Origin of the sequence: Thermoflexibacter ruber (genome assembly GCF_900113045.1) — a bacterium.
Lineage (GTDB): Bacteria > Bacteroidota > Bacteroidia > Cytophagales > Thermoflexibacteraceae > Thermoflexibacter > Thermoflexibacter ruber.
On the sequence record NZ_FONY01000053.1, the window covers coordinates 1 to 22,437 of the forward strand.

At 37.4% G+C, this 22,437-nt stretch carries 18 protein-coding genes and 1 pseudogene; 7 read left to right on the forward strand and 12 right to left on the reverse strand.

Annotated features, from left to right (window positions below; all coding sequences use genetic code 11):
* Nucleotides 1–357 (forward strand): annotated as a pseudogene (locus BM141_RS23175) (hypothetical protein); the annotation flags it as partial.
* Nucleotides 358–435: 78 nt separating this feature from the next.
* On the opposite strand, the gene BM141_RS22655 reads toward BM141_RS23175, so the two are convergent.
* Nucleotides 436–642 (reverse strand): hypothetical protein, encoded by a 207-nt coding sequence (locus BM141_RS22655; RefSeq protein WP_143091023.1) that lies wholly within the window; start codon nucleotides 640–642, stop codon nucleotides 436–438.
* A 787-nt stretch (nucleotides 643–1,429) separates the two neighbouring features.
* Here BM141_RS22655 and polA point away from each other — a divergent pair.
* Nucleotides 1,430–4,306, forward strand: coding sequence for a DNA polymerase I (gene polA, locus BM141_RS19990; protein WP_091549236.1), 2,877 nt, complete (start codon nucleotides 1,430–1,432; stop codon nucleotides 4,304–4,306).
* Nucleotides 4,307–4,339: 33 nt separating this feature from the next.
* Here polA and BM141_RS19995 read toward each other — a convergent pair whose 3' ends face one another.
* The 10 genes from BM141_RS19995 to BM141_RS20040 all read right to left on the reverse strand — a co-directional run bounded on the left by BM141_RS19995 (nucleotide 4,340) and on the right by BM141_RS20040 (nucleotide 15,602).
* Entirely contained in the window at nucleotides 4,340–4,945 is a 606-nt protein-coding gene (locus tag BM141_RS19995; RefSeq protein ID WP_091549237.1) for a hypothetical protein, read from the reverse strand.
* 91 nt (nucleotides 4,946–5,036) lie between these two features.
* Nucleotides 5,037–6,047 (reverse strand): glycosyltransferase family 2 protein, encoded by a 1,011-nt coding sequence (locus BM141_RS20000; RefSeq protein ID WP_091549238.1) that lies wholly within the window; start codon nucleotides 6,045–6,047, stop codon nucleotides 5,037–5,039.
* A complete protein-coding gene (locus BM141_RS20005; RefSeq protein WP_091549239.1) occupies nucleotides 6,032–6,928 on the reverse strand; it encodes an alpha-1,2-fucosyltransferase in 897 nt (298 codons plus the stop codon). The genes BM141_RS20000 and BM141_RS20005 overlap by 16 nt, the downstream gene beginning before the upstream one ends.
* Nucleotides 6,925–8,310: a WG repeat-containing protein gene (locus BM141_RS20010; RefSeq protein WP_091549240.1), complete on the reverse strand. Its 1,386-nt coding sequence runs from the start codon at nucleotides 8,308–8,310 to the stop codon at nucleotides 6,925–6,927. The genes BM141_RS20005 and BM141_RS20010 overlap by 4 nt, the downstream gene beginning before the upstream one ends.
* A gap of 118 nt (nucleotides 8,311–8,428) precedes the next feature.
* Nucleotides 8,429–10,027 carry a T9SS type A sorting domain-containing protein gene (locus BM141_RS20015; protein WP_091549241.1) on the reverse strand — a complete coding sequence of 533 codons (1,599 nt, stop codon included), beginning with the start codon at nucleotides 10,025–10,027 and terminating at the stop codon, nucleotides 8,429–8,431.
* Between the two features lie 215 nt (nucleotides 10,028–10,242).
* Nucleotides 10,243–10,773, reverse strand: a complete 531-nt coding sequence (locus tag BM141_RS20020; RefSeq protein WP_091549242.1) for a GyrI-like domain-containing protein — start codon at nucleotides 10,771–10,773, stop codon at nucleotides 10,243–10,245.
* Between the two features lie 59 nt (nucleotides 10,774–10,832).
* Nucleotides 10,833–11,234 (reverse strand): hypothetical protein, encoded by a 402-nt coding sequence (locus BM141_RS20025; RefSeq protein ID WP_091549251.1) that lies wholly within the window; start codon nucleotides 11,232–11,234, stop codon nucleotides 10,833–10,835.
* A gap of 75 nt (nucleotides 11,235–11,309) precedes the next feature.
* A complete protein-coding gene (locus BM141_RS20030; protein WP_091549243.1) occupies nucleotides 11,310–12,311 on the reverse strand; it encodes a 4-hydroxyproline epimerase in 1,002 nt (333 codons plus the stop codon).
* Between the two features lie 109 nt (nucleotides 12,312–12,420).
* Nucleotides 12,421–14,097 carry an AMP-binding protein gene (locus tag BM141_RS20035; RefSeq protein WP_091549244.1) on the reverse strand — a complete coding sequence of 559 codons (1,677 nt, stop codon included), beginning with the start codon at nucleotides 14,095–14,097 and terminating at the stop codon, nucleotides 12,421–12,423.
* 161 nt (nucleotides 14,098–14,258) lie between these two features.
* Complete coding sequence (locus BM141_RS20040; RefSeq protein ID WP_143091024.1) at nucleotides 14,259–15,602, reverse strand: RagB/SusD family nutrient uptake outer membrane protein; 1,344 nt, start codon at nucleotides 15,600–15,602, stop codon at nucleotides 14,259–14,261.
* A 333-nt stretch (nucleotides 15,603–15,935) separates the two neighbouring features.
* Here BM141_RS20040 and BM141_RS20045 point away from each other — a divergent pair, with 333 nt between their 5' ends.
* From BM141_RS20045 to trpC, 4 genes are all read left to right on the forward strand, one after another.
* Complete coding sequence (locus tag BM141_RS20045) at nucleotides 15,936–17,528, forward strand: OmpA family protein (protein ID WP_091549246.1); 1,593 nt, start codon at nucleotides 15,936–15,938, stop codon at nucleotides 17,526–17,528.
* Nucleotides 17,529–17,574: 46 nt separating this feature from the next.
* A complete protein-coding gene (hutG, locus tag BM141_RS20050) occupies nucleotides 17,575–18,534 on the forward strand; it encodes a formimidoylglutamase (protein ID WP_091549247.1) in 960 nt (319 codons plus the stop codon).
* 87 nt (nucleotides 18,535–18,621) lie between these two features.
* On the forward strand, nucleotides 18,622–19,368 hold the full coding sequence (gene fabG / locus BM141_RS20055; protein ID WP_091549248.1) for a 3-oxoacyl-[acyl-carrier-protein] reductase: 747 nt from the start codon (nucleotides 18,622–18,624) through the stop codon (nucleotides 19,366–19,368).
* Between the two features lie 9 nt (nucleotides 19,369–19,377).
* On the forward strand, nucleotides 19,378–20,157 hold the full coding sequence (trpC, locus tag BM141_RS20060) for an indole-3-glycerol phosphate synthase TrpC (protein ID WP_091549249.1): 780 nt from the start codon (nucleotides 19,378–19,380) through the stop codon (nucleotides 20,155–20,157).
* A gap of 83 nt (nucleotides 20,158–20,240) precedes the next feature.
* On the opposite strand, the gene BM141_RS20065 is transcribed toward trpC, so the two are convergent.
* A complete protein-coding gene (locus BM141_RS20065) occupies nucleotides 20,241–22,106 on the reverse strand; it encodes a tetratricopeptide repeat protein (RefSeq protein WP_262509468.1) in 1,866 nt (621 codons plus the stop codon).
* A gap of 80 nt (nucleotides 22,107–22,186) precedes the next feature.
* Between BM141_RS20065 and BM141_RS20070 the strand changes: the two genes are divergently transcribed.
* The coding region (locus BM141_RS20070) for a helix-turn-helix domain-containing protein (protein ID WP_143090949.1) at nucleotides 22,187–22,437 on the forward strand (251 nt) is incomplete at its 3' end.

Here is a 22,437-nt window from a genome sequence, read left to right on the forward strand (position 1 = left end):
ATCGCGCCTGGGCATGGTAGTCCAACTTTCCGAAAACAACTTCAAATATTACGCAACTTCCTCTATGGTTTTGATTTAGCAAAATTAAGACCTGATAATCAAAGTATCATAGCTGCATACGGAGCGGATACCTACTGCCTTTCTGACAAAGCTACCCAGTGGGCTATTTATAGTGAAAGCTATCAAGCAATGAGCCTGCTTATCTCGCTACCCAAAGGGAAATACAAAGTTAGCTGGATAGATGTGATTACAGGGAAAGAAATAAGCAATCAAGTAGTGGATTCTAAAAAACAAGCTATTGAAATAAGCCCTAATAAAAAGGCAGAAGAACTTGCAATAAAAATTATAAAAATTTAAGCATGTAAGCAGTAGGGCAAAATAAAAGTATAGCCCTCTTTTAGTTTAGACGAAAAATTGATTGCAAAGAGTATATACTCAATCAAAAGTGGTTTTGATATTTTCTTTACTCCAAAGTACCGTTTCTCCGACACTTCCTGTGTAAAACTTATGTAAGCATTGGGCTTTCATCTGTCCTTGACTAACACTGTATGTAAAAAATAATGAATAAAACCGCGTAGCAATGGCATATTTCACGCCTACGGCGTTGCTGTATGCGGTGCGGGGCTTACTCTTTTCTACCAAGATGACAGCCCTACGGGTTTAAAGTTAGATGTAGTATTGTTCATTAGCTAACTCTACAAAAAGTGTCAGAGAACCAAAGTCCCTTTCTCAGCAAGCGAAAGGGATTGAAAAATCATTTTATTTTGAGTATATTTAGGTGTTTATAAAATTAAGAAAAAGTTTTAATCTAATGCTATGAAATTATCCGATGGCAGGATAAGTTTACAAAACCTACTCTAAGGAGTAATTGCCAAATTAGCTTTTTGACACGAGGATAGTCATAAGTTGCTATCCGAGAACGCCAAGTTATGTAGATAATTGAGCATGAACGCTACCAACAGCCATAAGTCCCTAGCAGCAATTGCTATAAGGGAAAGAAAATAGTTGCAGACTCACCAAGTACGGGGAAGGTGCAAGATTTTGAGCTTTGGCAACAAAAGTAAGAGCAGATTTGCAGGCGGTCTAACAAAAGCCTGACCATAAAAAAGGCAAAGGTAAACCCAAAAACGGTCAAGGCAGAGATTTACTCAATTGCGTGGTAAGTTATCAAGTGGGGGTGGCTTTCGCTCGTGAGCAAGCCATGCCTTTCACCAATAACTAATCCAAGTAGGATATTCAGATTATCAAAATCAAGCAAAAAGTGGAGATATGTTTTAAAACTTTGAGAAAACAAGTTTCAAACACTGCTTGATATTAATGCTAAAAATAAGGTACAAGAGAGATGTCCCGAAATAGTTACAAAGAAAAAAATTTTGTAAAGTTTTCTACTTTTCCTACTTTCGCATTTTGAATTTCATTCCCCAAACGCATGAAAAAACTTTTCCTCTTAGATGCTTTTGCCCTTATTTATAGAGCGCATTTTGCTTTTAGTAAAAACCCACGCATTAACTCCAAAGGTATGAATACAGGAGCTGTCTTGGGTTTTACCAATACTCTCTTGGACATTATCAATAACGAAAAACCTACCCATATTGGTGTTGCTTTTGATACTTCTGCCCCTACCTTTCGCCATGTTACTTTTGATGCGTACAAGGCTCAGCGACAGGAGCAGCCTGAAGATATTACCATTGCCGTTCCTTACATTAAGAGGCTTTGTACGGCTTTCCAAATTCCTATTTTGGAATTGGATGGTTACGAGGCTGATGACATCATAGGCACTATCGCCAAAAAAGCAGAAAAGGGACATTACGAGGTCTATATGATGACCCCTGACAAGGACTACGCCCAATTGGTAGATGAGCATATTTTTCTCTACAAACCAGCCTACTTGGGCAATGAAGTCGACAAACTGGGCGTAAAAGAGGTCTTGGCAAAGTGGGAAATACAAAATGTGAACCAAGTAACTGATATTTTAGGACTTCAAGGAGACGCAGTGGATAATATTCCTGGTATTCCCGGCATTGGGGCAAAAACCGCAGTAAAGTTAATTGCAGAATTTGGTTCAGTAGAAAATTTGGTGGCAAATGCAGACAAACTCAAAGGCAAGCAAAAGGAAAATGTAGAGCAGTTTGGACAACAGGGAATTTTGTCTAAGCAGTTAGCAACCATAGATACCAACGTTCCTATTGAATTTGATGAGGAAACCCTGCGTTACAAGGGTTTTAATCCTGAATTATTAAAAAGTTTGTTTGATGAATTGGAGTTTAGAACACTAAGCAGGAAATTGTTTGGCGATTCAGACGCTAATAGCTTTGCGAGTGATAATATACGAAAAGATGAAACAACAAAATCGGCAAAAGCACAAAAAAATACACCGCAAACTTCACTTTTTGGTAGTGAAAATAGTTTTGCGAGTGATAACACTCACAAAAATGAAGAATTTGAAACACTTACAGATTCGGAAGTAAAATCAACCAACAACGAACAACCAACAACTAAGCAAAACATAGACACTGTCCTCCACGACTATCATCTCATTGATACCCCAGAACTACGAAAATCGCTGATTCATTTTTTGAGCTTGCAAGATGAGTTTTGTTTTGACACAGAAACCACAAGTACAGACCCTTACGAATCAGAGTTGGTGGGAATATCCTTTGCCTATCTGAAAAATGAGGCTTTTTACGTACCTATCCCTGAAAACCAAGCAGAAGCAAAAAACATAGTTCAAGAATTTAAAAGCATTTTTGAAAATCCAAGCATCAAAAAAATTGGTCAAAATATTAAGTATGATGTCATCGTACTGAAAAGCTATGATATTGATGTTCAGGGCATTAGTTTTGACACAATGTTAGCCCATTACCTTATAGACCCTGATACTCGCCACAACATGGACGTATTGGCAGAAAATTACTTGAACTATTCGCCTGTTTCCATTGAAACCTTAATCGGCAAGGGAAAAAATCAGGGCAGTATGCGAGAGGTAGATGTAGAAAAAGTTGCTGAATACGCCGCCGAAGATGCTGATATTACTTTCCAGCTCAAAAATGTATTTGTCCCTATCTTGAAAAAAGATAACTTAGAAGAATTGTTTAATAAAGTAGAAATGCCTTTGGTGGAAGTCTTGGCAGAGGTAGAACGCAATGGAGTAAAAATAGATGTGGGGGCTTTAAACCTCTATTCCAGAGATTTAGAAAAAGAGTTGAAAGATATAGAACAAAGTATTTATAATTTAGCAGGTGAGCCTTTTAATGTTTCTTCTCCTCAACAAATGGGAAAAATACTATTTGAGAAACTCAAACTCATGGACAAACCCAAGAAAACTAAGACAGGGCAATATGCTACGGGAGAAGAAATTTTAGCAACTTTGACCGAACACCAAATCGTGAGAGAAATCCAAGAATACCGCCAAATGCTCAAACTCAAATCTACTTACATAGATGCCCTGCCTACGCTGGTGAGCAAAAAAGATGGACTTATTCATACTTCTTATAATCAGGCAGTTGCCGCTACTGGAAGGCTCAGTTCTAATAATCCTAACCTACAAAATATTCCTATCCGCACTGAAAGAGGCAAGGAAATTCGTAAGGCTTTTGTGCCTCGCAGTCAGGATTTTATTATAGTTTCTGCGGATTATTCCCAAGTAGAACTGCGCATTATGGCAAGTTTTAGCAAAGATGCGGCAATGGTAGAGGCTTTCAAGCAAGGTAAAGACATTCATACGGCTACTGCCTCTAAAATCTTTAAAGTGCCTGAAAATGAAGTAAGTAGCGATATGAGGCGAAAAGCAAAAACTGCCAACTTTGGCATTATTTATGGCATCTCGGCACATGGACTTTCACAAAGATTAAATATTCCAAGAAAAGAAGCCGCACAAATCATAGATGCTTACTTTGCTGAGTTTCCCGCTGTAAAAACCTACATGGACGAGGTAATCCAATTTGCCCAAGAGCATGAATATGTAGAAACTATGCTTGGAAGAAGGCGGTATTTGCGGGACATCAATTCTCGTAACTTTACTCAAAAATCCTTTGCAGAACGCAACGCCATCAATGCACCTATTCAAGGCTCGGCGGCTGACATCATCAAATTGGCAATGATAAACATTCATGCGTGGCTAAAAAGCCAAAAACTCAAATCTAAAATGATAATGCAAGTACATGACGAATTGGTTTTTGACATATATTTGCCTGAGTATGACCTAATAAGTAAAAAAATAAAGGAACTCATGGAAAATGCTTTCCAAATGGAAGTACCTCTGGTAGTGGAAGTAGGCAAAGGAGAAAACTGGTTAGAAGCCCATTAACAAACAACTGTGCATAAAAGTTTCTACTTTACACTAATCTATATACACATTGATACTCACTTGGCTGAGCATATTGTTAGCGAAGACAAAAATGTAATCAGAAGTTCCTAATAGGTTGCGTAGTTTGACTACATTAGGCTGAATAATCAGTTGATAGCCACTCATGTCATCATCTCCTCCGATTTGGGTAACGCCTTGGAAAAATCTATATTTCTCTAACTCTACAAACTTGTCAAAGAATGCCTCTCTACTCATGCCTATCTTGATTTGATTACGCATTTCTATTTCGTTGTCAGTAATTTGAGCGAAAAACAGTATTTCATTCCCTTGCGACTTGTAGATTTTTAACTTTGTAGTTTGATAAGAAAAATGAAAGATAGTATCCTTGATTTGTGGATTATGCGTATTTTTTACAGCCTCTTTAAAAATCTTGAATTTCTTACTTAACTTTGATAAGAGTAAATCTGCACTTACGTCATAGTTAAATGGGTTTTCATCAAAGTCAGACAGTCTAATTTTAGTAGGTTCTCTTTTGGTATAAGAAGCTGTGGGAGGTCGGTCGTCTAATTGCTTAGTCCCTGAAAACGAAGCCAAAGGCAGCACAAAAAAGGGTAAAAATAAAGATATACAACACCGCATATATTAAAGAGAGTAATTATTAAGATAAACGGAAAACACATAAATTTGATTCAATTTTGATGTTTTTTTTGTAAAAATCTTACTTAAAATTTTATCTGAGGAGATTTCTCATGCAAAGAAGAAGTAGTTTGATTTGATATTTAATTGATAACCATTGGCTTAGTGGAGATTTAAAAAAATAGCTCAAAGTAACAAAGCCTAAATGGGCATGAGCAAAACAGATTTTGAGCCAATACGCTGCAAGAACCAAAGCAAAGGCTTTTTCTTCATAAATTTTTGTTTGCTGATTGGCTTTCAGCAGTTTATGTAGCCAAGCGTCCACCGCAAACAGAAATTCTTTGGAAGCCCTAAATTCCAAATGTGCTATTTGTTGGTGCAATTCGTACTCACTCTCACTCATCTCTATCTCTAATTTTAAAAGTTGCTGAGTAATGATTCGCTTAACATTTTGTCGCATTTTATCTTCTTTTACTTTGCTAATCCCTTGACTATGTTCTAAATAGCGAATCAAAGTTTTAGGAAGTATAGCAAAATTTGCCCTACCTACCAATTTTGTCCAAAACTCATAATCCTCGGCAGGGGCATAAGAGCCGTCAAAGCTCACCTCTTTAAAACTATTTCGCATCATCACTGAAGAAAGTGCAAAGCAATTTTGAAATAATAGCTTGATAGGCAGATGATTATTGGGTAAAGATAAGCAGAATGTATTGATAACATTCCCTTTTTCATCAGCTACTTCTGTCCAAGCTCCTACTAAATCAATCGCCGTATTTTTTTCTAAAAAACTTACTTGCTCTTCTAATCTTGTAGGGTAGGCGTAGTCATCAGCGTCCAAAAAGGCAATGTATTTTCCTTGTGCGTATTGTAAACCTAAATTTCTTGCCTCAGCCGCTCCAGCATTTTTAGCAGTATGTAAGATTTTTATCCTTTTATCCCCGAAACTGCTTACTTTTTCTACGGTTTTATCCGTAGAGCAGTCGTTAATGACTATGATTTCAAAGTCTTGAAAAGTTTGAGAAAAAAGGCTTTCTATAGCTCCACTAATGAACTTTTCGCTGTTGTAAGCGGGCATAATGATGCTCACCGTCAAATTCTTATCCATGATTCGGGGTATATGTCTTGTGTGTTGATAGTTTTGTCAGCAAACCACGCATCAGGAGCGATGATGATTTTTTGCGGATTGGGATTGAGCCAAGCTGACCACCATGCAAAGGTACTATTGGGAATGATATGATGCTTGCAAAGTTGCATCAGTTGCAAGTCTTGGTAGTCCAGATTCCCTTCTACAAAAGTATGAGGAAAAGACAGTTTGAGATTTTCCTTTGCCCAATCAATGACATCTCCAAAAATATAGAAATGTAAGTTTTCCTGTCTTTTTGCTATCAAATCTATGGCTTTTTGGTAAAAGGGATAATCGATAGAGCCATGAAACTTAACTCCCTCCTCGTTGATTTTTCCCTCTGCAATGCCCAATAAACGCCTTACATGCAAGCAAACAGAATTTTTTTGTTGAATTTCCTCTGCTAACCATTGATTTTTTTCAGGAATTGCTTCTTTGAAATAGAGGTCTTGCCTGATAGTATCTTCAATAGATTTAAAATATTTTTCTGTCTGCCAATAGCCTGAAAAATAGGTCATTGCTTTGATTTCTTGATTTAAAATACTTGCATCAAATTGGTAGTGCTTTTCATTAATAAAAGTAGGATGGATTCCTTTGAAATACTTATCTATCCAATTTTTCAGTTTATCTTTCCTCCCCAAAGGATTCTGAAAGCGTTGGAGAACTTGGATAGTTTGACTGTCCAAGAGTTGTGCTTGGGTATGAAATACATGGAGGCTATAAGTACGCTTGTAAAAATCATTTTGGAAGCCTGATTCAGCGTCTAAAAACAAAGGCAAAGCACTTTTGATAGATAAGTGCCTTCCCAATGCGTACTGAAATAACTGATTGCCTAAACCTCCAAAAAGTTTGATAATTATCATTTTTCTTTTTTACTATTGGCTGCAGGAGGTGCTAAAAATTCTTCAGGGGAGTCTTTATCTTTCTTTGCTCTGAAACCAAAGCCTTTGATGTCTAAGCTAATAGATTCATACTCAAAAGGAATGATTACTTTCCCTTGTTGGTTGATAATGCCGTATTTATCTCCTTTTTTGGCTTTGAGCAGTTGCACAAAAAACTCATGGGCATCATTGCCTTTTTTAAATTTTTCTATCAAATATTCAAGGCTTTGGTATTCAAAAGGGATAGCTTCTTTTTTGTTCTCACCTACTGCCCCAAAATATTCTCCTTTTTTTGCTAAGGCTATGCCATATTGGAAACTTTGTGCATAGTCGTACTTAGGAGCGATTTTTTCCTTGCCTTTCAGGTCTATGAAACCGTATTTTCCTGCTTTCTTCACTAAGGCAAAACCATACTGAAAAGGATATATTTCCTCAAATTCTATGGGAATTTCCTCTTTATCAGTCAGATTCATTACTCCCCATTTTCCGTTCTGCTGGATTTTCACTAAGAGATGAGTAGTGATTTTGTCTTTTTCTTGGATTTCTAATTGCTGGAGAAAAGCAATTTTATCGTAGTTGGTTGGCAGAATTTGTTTTTCTACTAATTCTAAAAAACCGTATTTCCCTTGCTTTCTCACGCAAGCCACTGCAGGTATGGTTTGCTTGCCTTTTTCATTTTTCAGCAAAAAAACATCATCATAAACAGGGCGAATAAGTATGCCGCCTTGTTTGTCTAACAGTCCGTATTTGCCGCCTTGTTTTACTTTGAAAACCTGTTGGCTTCCTTCACAAGTTTCTGATAGATAGGGAATTTCCTCAAAAGATAAGGCAGTAATAGGGCTACCGTCATAATGAGCAAGGGCACAAAGACCTCCTTTTTTTACTCGTAGTACTCCTTCCCAACGAGGGCAAAGCGAATCCTTCTGGTTATAAAACTCGATTTGGTCGTAAGTAATTGGCACTAAAATTTTTCCTGCCTCGCCTATCACGCCTTGAAACTTGCCTTGTTGGACTATTTGAATTGTGAGGTTTTTATTTTCTATGTATAAGGTATCTATGGTCGTAAATCTTCCTGAGATACGATTATTAGCATTTTGTTTGATAGCATTGGCGGAATAGACTGAATTGAAATCGCCTAAATTATCTGCTCTTGTACTTGTCTTAGTTGGGGGGCTTTGTGGAGATAAGCTATCCTTAGGGACATCTAATTTTTGAAGTTCTGACCTTGAAATAACAGTACGTTGAAAACTTCCTTTTTTAGGCTTATTTTGTCCAAAAGAAAAAGGGAGTAATACAGAAAATTGAAGAATAGTCAATAAAGATAAAATAATAACTTTTTGATTTGGAATAAAATACTTGCTCATGTAATCAGAAATAAGTAAAAAACTATTGCTCTTTAAGAAGAAGTTAATAAATTCTAAACAATGGTTTTAACGTAGAAAAGTGAAATAAGTTATGAGATAAATACAATAAATTTTCAGATTAATGTTTGATAAATTTGGTAGTTGAGGTATGCTTGGAGGAAATAAAATGAATGATATAATTTCCTGCGGGCAGGTGAGTTATGTCTAACTGTATTTGGTTTTGATGAATAAATACATCACTTTTTTTATGCACTACTTTGCCAAATTGGTTGTATATTTCTATCTCACAGATAGGAACATTGACTTCTGTGTGAAGTAAGCAAGTAATGAAATTTTCCGTAGGATTGGGGAAAATGGAAACAGTAGAAGCGGATTTTCCACATTGGTTGCGTGTAAAAACCATAGCAGAATAGTGAGGTTCATCGTATTCTTCTATAACTCTCAAGCGATAATAGGCTTGCTTCAAGGGTTGCTGAACATCAAAAGCATAAGCATTAGATAGCTGGTTCTTTGCTTCTACTTTACCAATAGTTTGGAAATCACCCCCATTAGTACTTTCCTCCACCTCAAAATATTTGATATGACTTTCTTGGACAGTTTTCCAAATGAGTTGTGTTTTGCAGTTGCTGCTTACTGCCTCAAAGGAAACCAAGTGAAGTGGCAAGATAGTGATAGTAGAACCTTCCTCAGCCCACGCACCGCTGACTCCGCTGAGGTCAAGACCGCCTGTCATGTTATTAGTAGCTTTGGAAAAAGCAGCGGTATTTAAAAAATCATCACTCACACCTACATCATTAGCTACTAAGGAATATCCATAAACAACTTGGTTATTGGCTATTCCTAAAGAGGCAAAAGAAATGAATGTACCTCTTACTGCTTGACCACTGATATTGGTAGTAGGGGCTGAGTTGGCAGTGTTATCTTTCCTTACAACCAAAAAGTTTAGTGAAGCACCAAGGTCGATACTAGTAAAATTTGAAGCGGCAATAGCTACTGCTTGACTTCCTGATGTTACGGGGTCTGCATCATAGTATCCTGTGGGCAGATTGCTTGCATTGATGCTACTGATTGCCTTAATTTTGCAAGGATCACCCGTACCTCTATCGAAAATGACAAAACCAGCTTTGGTAACATCTGCTGCACTCAGTCCATTTTTAAAAATATAGTCTATGCGTTCTATGTCATTATTGTTCAGATTTCCATCATTTCTATTAACAAAAACGTTGTCAGCACCTCTATTCAACACTGTTCCACCAAAAAAAACAGTGGGATTGATAGTATATGGAGGATTGAATACTCTGGTATTTCCAGTACTACTGACCAATTCATAGTAAGAAATTAGTCTGTCGCTACACCCATCACTTGCTAAACAACATGTATTCATACTTGGGCAGGTAGTTGGGGTTTCCCGAATGAGATTTACTTGGTCGGGACCTGACACCCTATTGTAATTTACTGCTCCTATTTGAAAACTTATCAGGTTGCGGGTAGCAGTTTCTGTCGTAGCTAAATTTCCGTATTCTAAAGTATAGGTAGTAGCAGAGGGATAGGTCATGGTGCCAGCTCCTGGTATAGAATAGAAAGAGGAAGTTCCTGCTTGCGTATTGGTATTAACCGTTGCAGCAGTAATGGCGGTTTGTCCAAACGCATTATTTAAAGGAAAAAGGCAAATAAAAGCTGTACAAAATAATAGGCTTATAAGTAATTTTTCTTTCATATAGAAAAGATAAATTTATGGAAGTCTAAACTAATAAAACAAAGCGAATGAATGTTTAGTGTATTTGCAAATATTACACAAGAAAGAAAATCGTAAAAGTGAAGCAAAATGTGCTTCAAAAGTAATTAAAATATGCAAAAATATAAAGCAAACTTTGCTTAAATTTATTTTAATTTAATCAGAAAGCCGCTAAACAAGTGCAGTTTATCTAATTTTCACCTAATAGCTACTTCTGTAACTATTTCTTTGTCTGCGTAATATTTTTCTAAGATTTTATCAGAAAGTGAAAGATGATTTTTTTCTGCAAATTCCTTGATTTGCTTATTGACTTCGGCAGGATTAGGGGCAACTAACCAATGTGATTTGATAGTAGCACGTACTATTTCTGAGGTAGGAATTTGCTCTATAATAAAGTCTTGCATAGGGATTTGTGGAGATGTATCAACAATTACGCCTACTATACTATTGAGCGTATCCTGATCACTATCAGGGTCAATGAAATGATAGACTGCAAAAGTTCCTTTGAGTTGATTAGTTTTGACCAAGTCAGCTATCTCGTCCATGAGTTTTTTAAAATCTCTTTTACTTCTTTTTCCTGCATATTTTTTCCCAATGAGTAAGTACGCTTCGCTGGTAGTTTTGATTATCTCTACTTTGTCGGCTCCTCCTAATTGTATGTAGATAAAAGCTAAAAAAATTAAGAATATAGAAAAGCCCATAATGGCAATTTTTTGTATTTTTCTCATATATCAGTACAAATTAGACCAAGTTATACAAGCGAGTTAAAACTCTAATGACGAAATTATTATGCTACAGGGTTCAATACCACACTAAAAACAGTAATAGCGTTCATATCTCTGCCATAATACAACTTATCTAAGGCTTCATAGATATTCCTCGCTCTAAAATAAGAGGTTTGGAGTTCTTTGCTGTCCTTTGCTGTCCACTGGATAGTGTAAGAATTTTCTTTTTCTTTATAAGTCTGTACATATTCCAACATTTTTTTCAAGGCATCTATTTTATCTATTCCTACCTCAGAATGAAACAGAAAAGACTGTGCATGCCTTTTATTTACTGTAATCAGATTTAGTTTGACCTTCCCTGCTTCGGTGATGTAATCAAAGATAAGATTTCCTTCTATACCCAAATACTCCTCAATTTCCTGCTGTATCCGAGCTGCTTCTATATGAATATCAACTATTTGCATATTAACCAACAAAATAAATTTACTTTGAAAAGAATGTAAAGTTACAAAAATTTGACCTATGAGCAAAATTGTTTGCTAAATTACTTGAAAGCCGTGAGCATAGGGGTCGTCGTCATCTATAATTATCGTGTTGTAACCTGTAGTAATAGCCCAGCCCTCTATGCTGGGAATGATAGCAGGTCTGCCCGCTAAGGTCGTTGTTGCCTCTACCTTCCCTATAAACTTTGAGCCGATGATGCTTTCATGAATGAAAGGCTCACCCACATTTAAGCGTCCTTTGGCATACCACTGAGCAAGACGTGCTGAAGTCCCCGTTCCACAGGGAGAACGGTCTATGGCTTTATCTCCATAAAAAACGGCGTTTCGGGCAGTAGAGGTTTTGTCTATGGGTTCGCCTGTCCAAAGGATATGGCTCAATCCTCTAATAGTTTCATTTTCAGGATGAACAAAAGTATAATTTTCATTGATATTTTTCCTCAATGCCCTGCTCCAAGCAATGAGTTGCTCGGCTTTAAAGTTTTGCAAACCACTGAAATTTTTTTGCACCTCTACTATGGCATAAAAATTCCCTCCATACGCCACGTCTATTTTTAGTTTACCTAAATCGGGACATGCTGCTTCTATATCCTCTGCTGCCAAGTAAGAGGGAACGTTGGTAATTTTCACTGATTTAACTTTTTTTCCTTCTTGTTGGTAGTTTACTTTGATTTCTCCTGCGGGAACTTCTATGCGGAGTTCTCCATGCTTTTTGGGGGTTACTAACCCCTGCTCTATCATCACTGTTACTGTTCCGATAGTTCCATGCCCACACATAGGCAAGCAACCACTCGTTTCAATAAACAAAATGCCGATGTCATTGTGAGGATTGGAAGGGGGATAGAGCATACTCCCCGACATCATGTCATGTCCTCTTGGCTCAAACATTAAGCCTTTGCGAATCCAGTCATACTCTCGGAGAAAATGTTGTCTTTTCTCACTCATGTTTGCTCCATGAAGTATAGGGACACCTCCTGCCACTACTCTCACAGGATTCCCGCAAGTGTGAGCATCTATACAGAAAAAAGTTTTAGTTGCCATGTATGCAAAAAAATTGAAATACTAAAAATTGAATTGTGAGATATAATTAAAAGCAGTGCCTCCTTAGGGAAACACTGCTAAATATATGCAGCAAAGTAATGAAAAGTTTTTAAGCCTCTCTCAATGCTCTCCTTAAAATTTTTCCTACATTGGTTTTAGGGAGTTCCTTTCTAAATTCTATGTGTTTGGGTTGTTTGTATCCTGTAAACTGTTCTTTGCAAAATTCTCTTAATTCCTCCTCAGTCAAGGATTCATCTTTTTTAACGACAAAGATTTTTACAGCCTCTGTGGATTTCTCATCGGGTACACCTACGGCAGCGACTTCTAACACTTTGGGGTGGGTAGCTACTACGTCTTCTATCTCATTGGGATATACGTTAAATCCTGATACCAAAATCATGTCTTTTTTCCTATCCACTATTTTGAAAAAGCCACCTTCCATCGCAATCCCAATATCTCCTGTTTTGAGCCAACGCTTGCCATTCCACTCTGCGATTACTTTGTCAGTTTCATCAGGTCGTTCCCAATAGCCTGCCATGATTTGAGGTCCTGCTGCCCAGATTTCACCTCGCTCTCCAAAAGAGGCTTCCACACCTTCGTCAGTAACAATTTTGATTTCTGTAGAAGGTACAGGGACACCTATTGTACCTATTCTTTCAGTACCATTGAGGGGATTGCAGCAAAGTACAGGCGAACTCTCAGTCAAGCCGTAGCCTTCTACTAAGGGAATACCTGTTACTTTTTTCCATTTCTCTGATACTACAGTTTGGATAGCCATAGCTCCCCCTACTACAAGTTTTAATTTTGAAAAATTTAGCTTAGCAAACTCAGGTTGATTGAGCAAGCCATTGAAAAGTGTATTTACCCCTGTCATTACAGTAAAAGGATATTTTTTCAAATCTCCAATAAAGGCTTTCATATCTCTTGGGTTGGTAATGAGCAGGTTAGAGTTCCCATTAGCAAAGAAAGAGAAACAGTTTACAGACAAAGAAAAGATGTGGTACAAAGGCAGAGGTGTTACAATCATTTCTTTACCTTCTTCTAAGATAGTACTCATCCATGCCTTCATTTGCAAGATGTTAGCTACAATGTTGCGCTGAGTGAGGATAGCCCCCTTAGAAACCCCCGTAGTACCACCTGTATATTGTAAGAACGCCATGTCTTTACTGCTTATTTCTGGACGTGAGTAAGTCAATGATTTGCCTTCACTCAGGGCAGTGCGGAAAGATATTGCCTTGGGCAAGCTGTAAGCAGGTACCATTTTTTTGACATATTTCACCACCGAATTGACAAGTATTCGCTTGGGTGTAGGCATCATGTCGCCAATTTCAGTAATAAAAACCGTTTCTATTTTAGTTTTGCGAAGTACCTCTTGGAGTAGGTGAGCAAAATTAGCTAAGATAATGATAGCTTTTGCTCCTGAGTCTTTGAACTGATGCTCCATTTCGCGGGCAGTATATAGTGGATTGGTATTGACTACCACCATGCCTGCTCCTAGTATGCCAAAGAGAGCTACTACATATTGTATCACATTAGGCATTTGAATCGCCACTCTGTCACCCTGTTTCAAACCTGTTCTATTCTGAAGGTAAGCAGCAAAACTTTTAGACATTTCGTCTATTTCTTTAAAAGTAACCTTTACGCCCATATGGACAAAAGCAGTATTATTGGGATATTTTTGTATCGCCTCTTCCAAGATTTCAATAATATTTTTATATGAATCAGGGTTGATTTCTGTGGGCGTACCCGCAGGGTAGCTCTCGAACCAAGGAAATTGTTGTGCCATAGAGATAATATTTTTGTTTGAGTTATTGGTTAATGAATATAGTAAATTTCTTCAGAAAGTCGCCTATTAAGCTAATAAAAGTACAAATTTATTTTTCAGTCAAAAGATTAAATTAGCAAACTAAAATCCCTTAGCAAAGGTTTTCAAATCTTGTAAAAAAACTAATAGCCTTGATTTTGTAGCATTTTAGGATTAATTTTTATCTCCTCAGCAGGGATAGGAAAAACAAGGCGATGGCGTTCTCTGAGCTGGGCTGGGGAAGCATTGGAGCGAGGTACACTGCTCAAGACTACTAATGCCCGCCCTGTCCTTACCAAGTCAAACCACTCAAAGCCCTCATAACAAAGTTCTAAACGTCTTTCTTTTTCTATTGCCGCCACTAACTGCTCTACCGAATTAGCTGTATTATCTGCCAAAGCATTTACCCTCCCTCTCACTGCATTTAAGTCTGCTCTCGCTCCTGCGAAGTTGTTTTGGTAGGTTCTGGCTTCGGCTCTATTTAGATACACCTCTGCTAATCTAATCAAATGTGCATTTCCACTTTTTTGAGTATATTTGTTAGAATACCAAAGTCCACTACTACCCCTGACGAACATTCTCGCTCTCTCGTCATTGCGGTCTATTTGATTGTAAAACTCTATATGTGCTGCGATTTCTCCATTTCCTCCCATAGCAGAAGGTAAGTAAAAGGTACTGAGTGTGTTGGTATCTGTATTGTCAAACTGTACTTCAAAAATAGATTCTTTTGTATTTTTATTGTTAAAAATATCCGAGTAGGGAAAAACTAAGCTATATCTTGGATTAGCAATGACTGCATTGGCATACCTTTCTACCTCTGGGTAGTTTTTAAAGTATAAGTAAAACCTTGACAATAAAGCATAGGCTACATTTTTATTTGCTTGACCCGCTGGGCTTATTTCTGGTAGGAGTTTTACCGCCTCCGCCCAATCTTTTTCTACCTGATTATAAGAGGCTTGTAAAGAACTTCTTTCATATAATACTACACTGCGAGAAGGCTCCTGAGGCAGGGGAATACCGCTCTCCCCTATTACATTAGGCACTCCCCCCCAGATACGTACTGCATCAAAAAAAAGCAAGCCACGCAAAAAATAGGTCTGCCCTAAAAGGTAATTTTTTTGTTCTTCTGAAAGACCAATCTGTGGCACTCTTGCTAAGATATTGTTAGCTATATTCACTCCGCGATAGATATATGTCCAAATCTCCAGCAAAACTGCATTCTCAGCATCTATGGTATATGTATCTATTTGACGGAGTGCAGAGTTACTTCCTATACTCTGAGCCGTAGTCCCTGCCACATCAGCCAGTCTTTGAATACGCCCGTTGTACACCTCTTGCATTTGGTTATAAAGTCCAGCTAAGGCAGCATTAGCACTTTGCCAATCAGTAATGGCTTTGGCATCACCTACTTGTAGGGCTGGCTCTCTGTCCAACATCTTGCAAGCCCACAAGGAAAGGAAAAGCAAGCATATTATTTTTTTCATCATTGCTTTAGCAATCAACTATTTTCTAATTTGAAATATCGTTCTCCTAAGACAAAACTAATAAATTTTATTTCAGAGAATCAATTTTGGTGATAAAATAAAATTTACTTCTCTCTATAAAATGGACTTACGCATAGTAGTTTTTAACATGGCAAAGCATACCTAAAACTAATAAAAGCACAAGAAAGGCAAAAAAATATCTTTTGGCAATGATTTTGTAAACACTTTGTCCATAAAACTCTTAAATTTGTGTTAATACTGTTAAAAAAGCTGTTTAGATAGTTTACATTACATTTGCCCAAGCAATACAAACATAAGGCACATTTATCGTTAAGCATGAGGTATTTACTTATATTTATTTCTTATCTTATTTGCTATCAAGCACATAGTCAATTATTTACTAACTACAATAGTAGTAACTCTCCTTTGCCTTTTGACAAAATAAACTGCATTGCTATAGACCAAGACGGAACGAAATGGATAGGTACAGACAAAGGATTTGCGGCTCTCTTGCCCAATGAGGAATGGAAAGTCTATAACAAGCCCAATTCTACCGATACTTTGCTTACTAAAATCACGGCTGTAACAGTGGATAAACAAGGAAATAAGTGGCTGGCTTCGTTTAGAGATAAAATTTATTTGTTCAAGTTGGATAAGGCTGGCAACTATCTACTTCACAATGAAATTCCTGTTTTTCAAAATAAAAATTACTACATCAATGATATTGCTATAGACCATAGTGGCAATAAATGGCTGGCTACCAAGGCTGGGGGAGTATGGAAAATAGATACGCAAGGCAAGTGGTTCTGCTATGACCAAAGTATTGTATTGGAATTTATGACCGACGAAATCAATGCCGTAGCCGTAGATGAGCGTAACGAGGTTTGGGTAGCCTCTGCAGCGGGGCTTTGGAGTACCAAAGACGGCAAAGAGTGGCAGCCTTACGATATTTTTGATAATATCACCACCGTAGAGGTAGGCGACAAAGGGCAAGTGTGTATCGGTGTTTCAGATAAAAAAGGCAGGCAAAAACTCTACTGCAACGATGTGCTTTTCAAACTTTCTAAAGACGTAGCAAGCAATAAGTATTTTAAAATCAAAGATTTGACTATTGATAGAGAGGGAATTGTATGGGCAGTAGGTACGGGTATAGCCCGCTATCAGAAAGAAGAAAGAGCCTTGTTTGACCTAAATACTTCGGGCTTTACAAGTAATTTGGCTACTTGTGTAGAGTTTGAGGATAGCAAAGGCGTTTTGTGGATAGGTACGGCAGACCAAGGGCTTTTTAGGTTAGGCATCTACGAAAAAAAGCAAGAAGTACAAGTTGATAGCTTATCAGGTAAGCGTCCTCAAATAGTACTCAATCCGAATGCAGGAAACTTAAACCTCAATCAAGTAAAAGTAAAGCCAGCAGAAACCAACATAGAGGAGGAGGAAACCGAAATAGCTTCTAATGAAGCCACTGTTGTTAGTGTTAAGCCAGAAACTACTCCCCCGCCTACTTACAGCACAGAGGATTCCTTGGCTGATGCCAATGCTACAGTAACTTTGGCGAATAAGACGATTAGGAAAGGAGAAATTATCAATTTGGAAAATATACAATTTAAAAAAGCAAGCTATGAACTCTCCAGCACAGAAGGGGTAGAAACCTTGCTGATGTTTATGAAAGAAAATCCAGAAGTACACATAGAACTTGCAGGGCATACAGAAAAAAATCCTGATAAAGACCACCCTGACTATAAAAGACTAAGCAAACTCTACTTAGAACTTTCGCAAAAAAGAGTAGAAACTGTAGCTAAATATTTGATAAATAGAGGTATAAGTGCTTCTCGCATCATTACGAAGGCTTATGGTGGAGAAAAGCCTTTATTTAACTACTCTACTGAAAGGAATAGACGAGTAGAAATGCGAATTATTAAGATAAAGTAAGAGAAAAATACAAGAGTTTCTCTATTTTTTTTACTTTCATACAATCATGTATCAATCTCCTAATCAATCCTATTGGCAAGGGCGCATAGACGGCACTGAAACTACAGTACTGCGTTGGCATCAAATTATCAATCTCCTTCCTATGAGAGGCAACTTATCTCCCCCAAAGCAACATAATGCAGTGGCTATTTTGGGCTTTTGTTCTGATGAGGGGGTGCGTAGAAACAAAGGGCGAGTAGGAGCTTTTCATGCACCAGCGGTCTTGCGGAAAGTTATTTCCAATTTCCCTGCCCAATCTCAAAAAGCTAATTTGACTATTTATGATGCAGGGGATTGTGTTTGCATAGAACAAAATTTAGAGCAAGCACAAGAAACATTAGCGGAAAAGGTAGCTCTCCTTCTACAAGCCAATTATTACCCTATGCTCTTAGGCGGGGGACATGAAATCACCTTCGGACATTTCCAAGGGGTAAAAAAAGCCTTCCCACAGGCTAAAATTGGCATGATTAACTTTGATGCTCATTTTGACATCAGACCTGTGGAAGCCCCGACAGGAGCGAGTTCTGGCACAGGTTTTTGGCAGATAGCCCAAGAGGAAAAAGATTTTAACTACCTTGTACTGGGCATCCAAGAAAATAGTAATACACAGTACTTATTTGACCTTGCAGGAAAATACGGAGTAGAATATGTGTTAGGCAGTAGCTTTAATTATGATGAACGACCGAAGGTGCTACAAAAAATTCAAAACTTTATAAATAAAGTGGATATTTTTTATCTGACTATTTGCTTAGATGTGTTTGCTGCTCCCTTTGCGCCTGGGGTAAGTGCCTTAGCTTATAATGGCATTTTCCCTGACAAAGTTTTCCAAGATTTTTTTCATTATATTTTAGCTTCTCCCAAGCTCAAAAGCATGGACATTGCAGAGCTAAATCCAACGTTGGATATAGACAACAGGACAGCTCGCTTGGCGGCAAGTTTTATTTTTGAGTATGTAAAAAGTAGGTGAGGAAGTCAAGAAAATTTTTTATTTTAAAAATGTATCCCTTACTTTTGCAGGCAAGGTATTTAGACAAAAACAAACAACTGATTGACTATGACACTTTTAAAAGGGAAAAATGCACTTATCACAGGTGCATCTAAGGGAATTGGGAGGGCTATCGCTTTGCGATTTGCTCAAGAAGGGGCAAACGTAGGGTTTACCTACTTGTCAAGTGTAGAGCAAGGCGAGGCTTTGGCAAAAGAGTTGGAAGGATTAGGCATCAAAGCAAAAGGCTATCGCTCAGATGCCTCTGACCACGTAGCCGCCGAGAAACTCATGCAGGATTTTATTGCTGATTTCGGTACCATTGATATTTTAGTCAATAATGCAGGCATTACTAAGGACGGTTTGCTGATGCGAATGAGCGAAGAGCAGTGGGACGGCGTAATCAATGTAAATCTCAAATCTGTTTTTAACCTTACCAAAGCAGCAACCAAGTTTTTCATGAAACAAAAATATGGTAGCATTATCAATATGACTTCTGTGGTAGGCATCAAAGGTAATGCGGGGCAGGCAAACTACGCCGCATCAAAGGCGGGCATTGTAGGTTTTACCAAGTCCGTAGCTCTTGAACTTGGCTCTCGTAATATTCGTTGTAATGCCATAGCTCCCGGATTTATAGAAACTGAGATGACTGCAAAGTTAGACGAAAAAGTAATTGCGGATTGGAGAAATGCTATTCCTTTGAAACGCGGGGGGCAGCCTGATGATGTTGCCAATGCTTGTGTATTTTTGGGTTCTGATTTGTCTGCCTATGTTACAGGACAGGTTATCCAAGTAGATGGAGGAATGCTTACCTAATAGTTCAAAATGAATACCTTAGATAAAATTCTTCAATCCAAATACAAGGAAGTTGCCCTCAGGAAAGAGCAATTCCCTATCAAAAAATTAGAGAAAACTCCTCTATTTGAAAGGGCAACTGTTTCTATTAAAAATGCTTTACAACATACCAACAAAGGTATCATTGCAGAGTTCAAACGCCAATCTCCTTCTAAGGGTATCATCAATGACAAGGTAAGCGTAGAAGAAGTTACGCAAGGTTATGCTGAGGCAGGAGCAACTGGCATTTCTGTTTTGACTGATACTGAATACTTTGGTGGGAAAAGTGAGGATTTGATGCAGGCGCGTAGCTGTGTGCATATTCCACTTTTGAGGAAAGATTTTACTATAGATGAGTACCAAATCATAGAAGCTAAAGCCATAGGTGCTGATTTTATCCTGCTCATTGCCGCTGCTCTGAACCCAAAGCAAATCAAACAATTAGCGGAGTTTGCTCATTCAATCCAATTAGAGGTATTGATGGAAGTACACGACTTGGCAGAGTTGCAGGCTTCGCTTAACTATCACTTAGACTTAGTAGGGGTAAACAATAGAAATCTCAAAAACTTTGAAGTTTCCATAGATACTTCTAAGCAATTAGCTGAGCATATCCCCTCAGAATTTGTCAAGATTTCAGAAAGTGGCATTAGCGAAATAGAAAATGTCAAAATATTGCAAGAATATGGTTATCAAGGCTTTTTGATAGGAGAAAACTTTATGAAAACCAAAAATCCTGCACAGGCTTGTAAGGAGTTTATTGCTCAGTGGTAGGAAGCATATTTTCTTAAAGTCATATATTTTCTATTTATTCCATTTACCAGTCTGCATACGGTAAATTTATTTGACAACTATGCTTACAAAGGTATATAGACCTTAAATATGCTCCCTTCATTGATTGTGCTTTCTACTTCTATGTACCCATTCATTGCCTCTATTTGTGTTTTTACCAGATACAAACCTAAGCCCTTGCCTTCGATGTGGGTATGCCCACGTTGATACATACCAAATATTTTATAAGTGTCTGAAGTATCTACTCCCAAGCCATTGTCCTGAACACTCAGACAGAAGTGATTATTCTCCACACTTGTTTTAATGATGATATGTAATCTACGAGATAAATGTCTGTATTTGATAGCATTAGACATTAGATTGTAAAAAATATTCTGAAGATAAACTTTGGCAGAAAAGACTGAAATGACCATGATTTGTTTTTCTATCAATGGGTTGATTTCTTGAATTTCCTTCTCTAATTTTTCTAATTCCTCAGCTATGAGTTGTTTGATGTCAATGTACTCTTTGTTAGTATTGAGATTTTTTCTAACAGCAAGGATTTCTGTTAAATCTTTGATAATATTATCGAGCATTAAAGAAGAATAGGATAGATGCTGAAGTAGCTGATTCCTTAGCTCGCTGCTTGTATATTCTTGATTAATTACGTTTACTAATCCTTGAATGCGGGCTACAGGGGAGCGCAGATTATGAGAAATAATATATGAAAACTGTTCTAAGGTTTGATTTTGTTTGAGCAGGTTTTGAACTGTTGTTTTTAATTCTCTGGTTCGCTCATCTACTTCTTTTTCTAAGTTATCATTGCGGTATTTGATTTCTTTGTGTTGTTGCTTGATGGTATTTTGTGCTTCTATTAATTTTTTATTCTGCTCGGTAAGTATATCTCTTTGTGTTTCAATTTCTTCTTTGCTTTGTCTTAATTCCTCATTATGTGCCTCTATTTCTTCCTTGTTCTGCTGTAATTCTCGATTTTGTTTTTCTATCTCTTGCTTTTTTTGTTGTAAAATTATATTTGTTTTTGCTCTTTGTCTATTGTTCCGAATGACGATAAATAGTACTACTAAAATAGAGAACAAGCTCCCTGCAAAAATGATTAAATAGCTGCGTTTCTCCTCCTGTGCCAACAGTTTTTCCTTCTCGAGTAAAGCTATTTTTGTTTTTTGCCTTTCTTCCTCGTACTGAACTTGAATAAGAGCAAGTTGTTGGGTGGTTTCTTGGTTCAGGATAGAATCTTTGAGTTGATAATATTGGCGTTGATAAAGATAGGCATTTTTGTAATCAGCTTGCTTTTCATAGACTTTGGATAAGCCAAAGTATGCTTCTTTCAAAAACTCTTTTGCATTGGCTTTTTGGCTATTAAGCATTGCTTGCTGAAGTACGCTAAACGCTTTTTCATTGTTCCCTTGTTGCAGATAAACATTACCTATTTGAAGTTGATTATAAGCAATCCCCACAATCTCTTTCCTTTCTTGAAAAATCTTAATGGATTGCTCAAAGTGAAAAATTGCCGAGTCATATTGTCTTTCTCTCGCATTGATTTCTCCTCTAAGATTAAAACTCCACCCTAACAACTGATTGTCTTTAAGCGACTTACCTATTTTTATGGATTGGCTTACGTACTGATGTGCCATTTTTAGGTCTTGGTAGGTAATTACATCTACCCTTGCCAGCCTATTTTTAGTAAGTGCAATATTTTTATAATCTTTTTTCTTTTGATTTTCATAAATCTTCAGAGCCTTAAGACTATAATCTTTGGCTAATTCGTACTGCTTCAATCCGTCATAATAGGCTATCCCAAATAAGCGATAGATATGAGCCATTTCTATAGAGTCTTGCATTCTCTCGGCTATTTGAAGGGCTTGGGTCATATAGCCGATGCCCTTCACATAATCTCCGTCTTGCCTGTGATAATCTCCTAAGCGATTATTTATACTAAAAAGTAAAAGGTTTTGAAATTTGGATTAGGAAAATTACGAAAAAAGTACAATATTTGGTAATCAAATTAGTAAAAATGTTATCACAAGCAGACTATGATTTACTAAGGGAGTTACAACACAATGAACGCTATGCCAGAGCGTACAAGAAGATAACTGTGCTTTTAATGCTTCATTTGGGTCAAAGTATGGAGGTGATTAGTGCCAGTTTAGGCATCAGTGAAGGAACAGTGAGGAACTATCGGCAGCGATATGAGCAAGTAGGTTTGGAAGCCTATTTACAAGATAATTATCAAGGTTATACAGGCAAGTTGAGTGTGGCACAGCA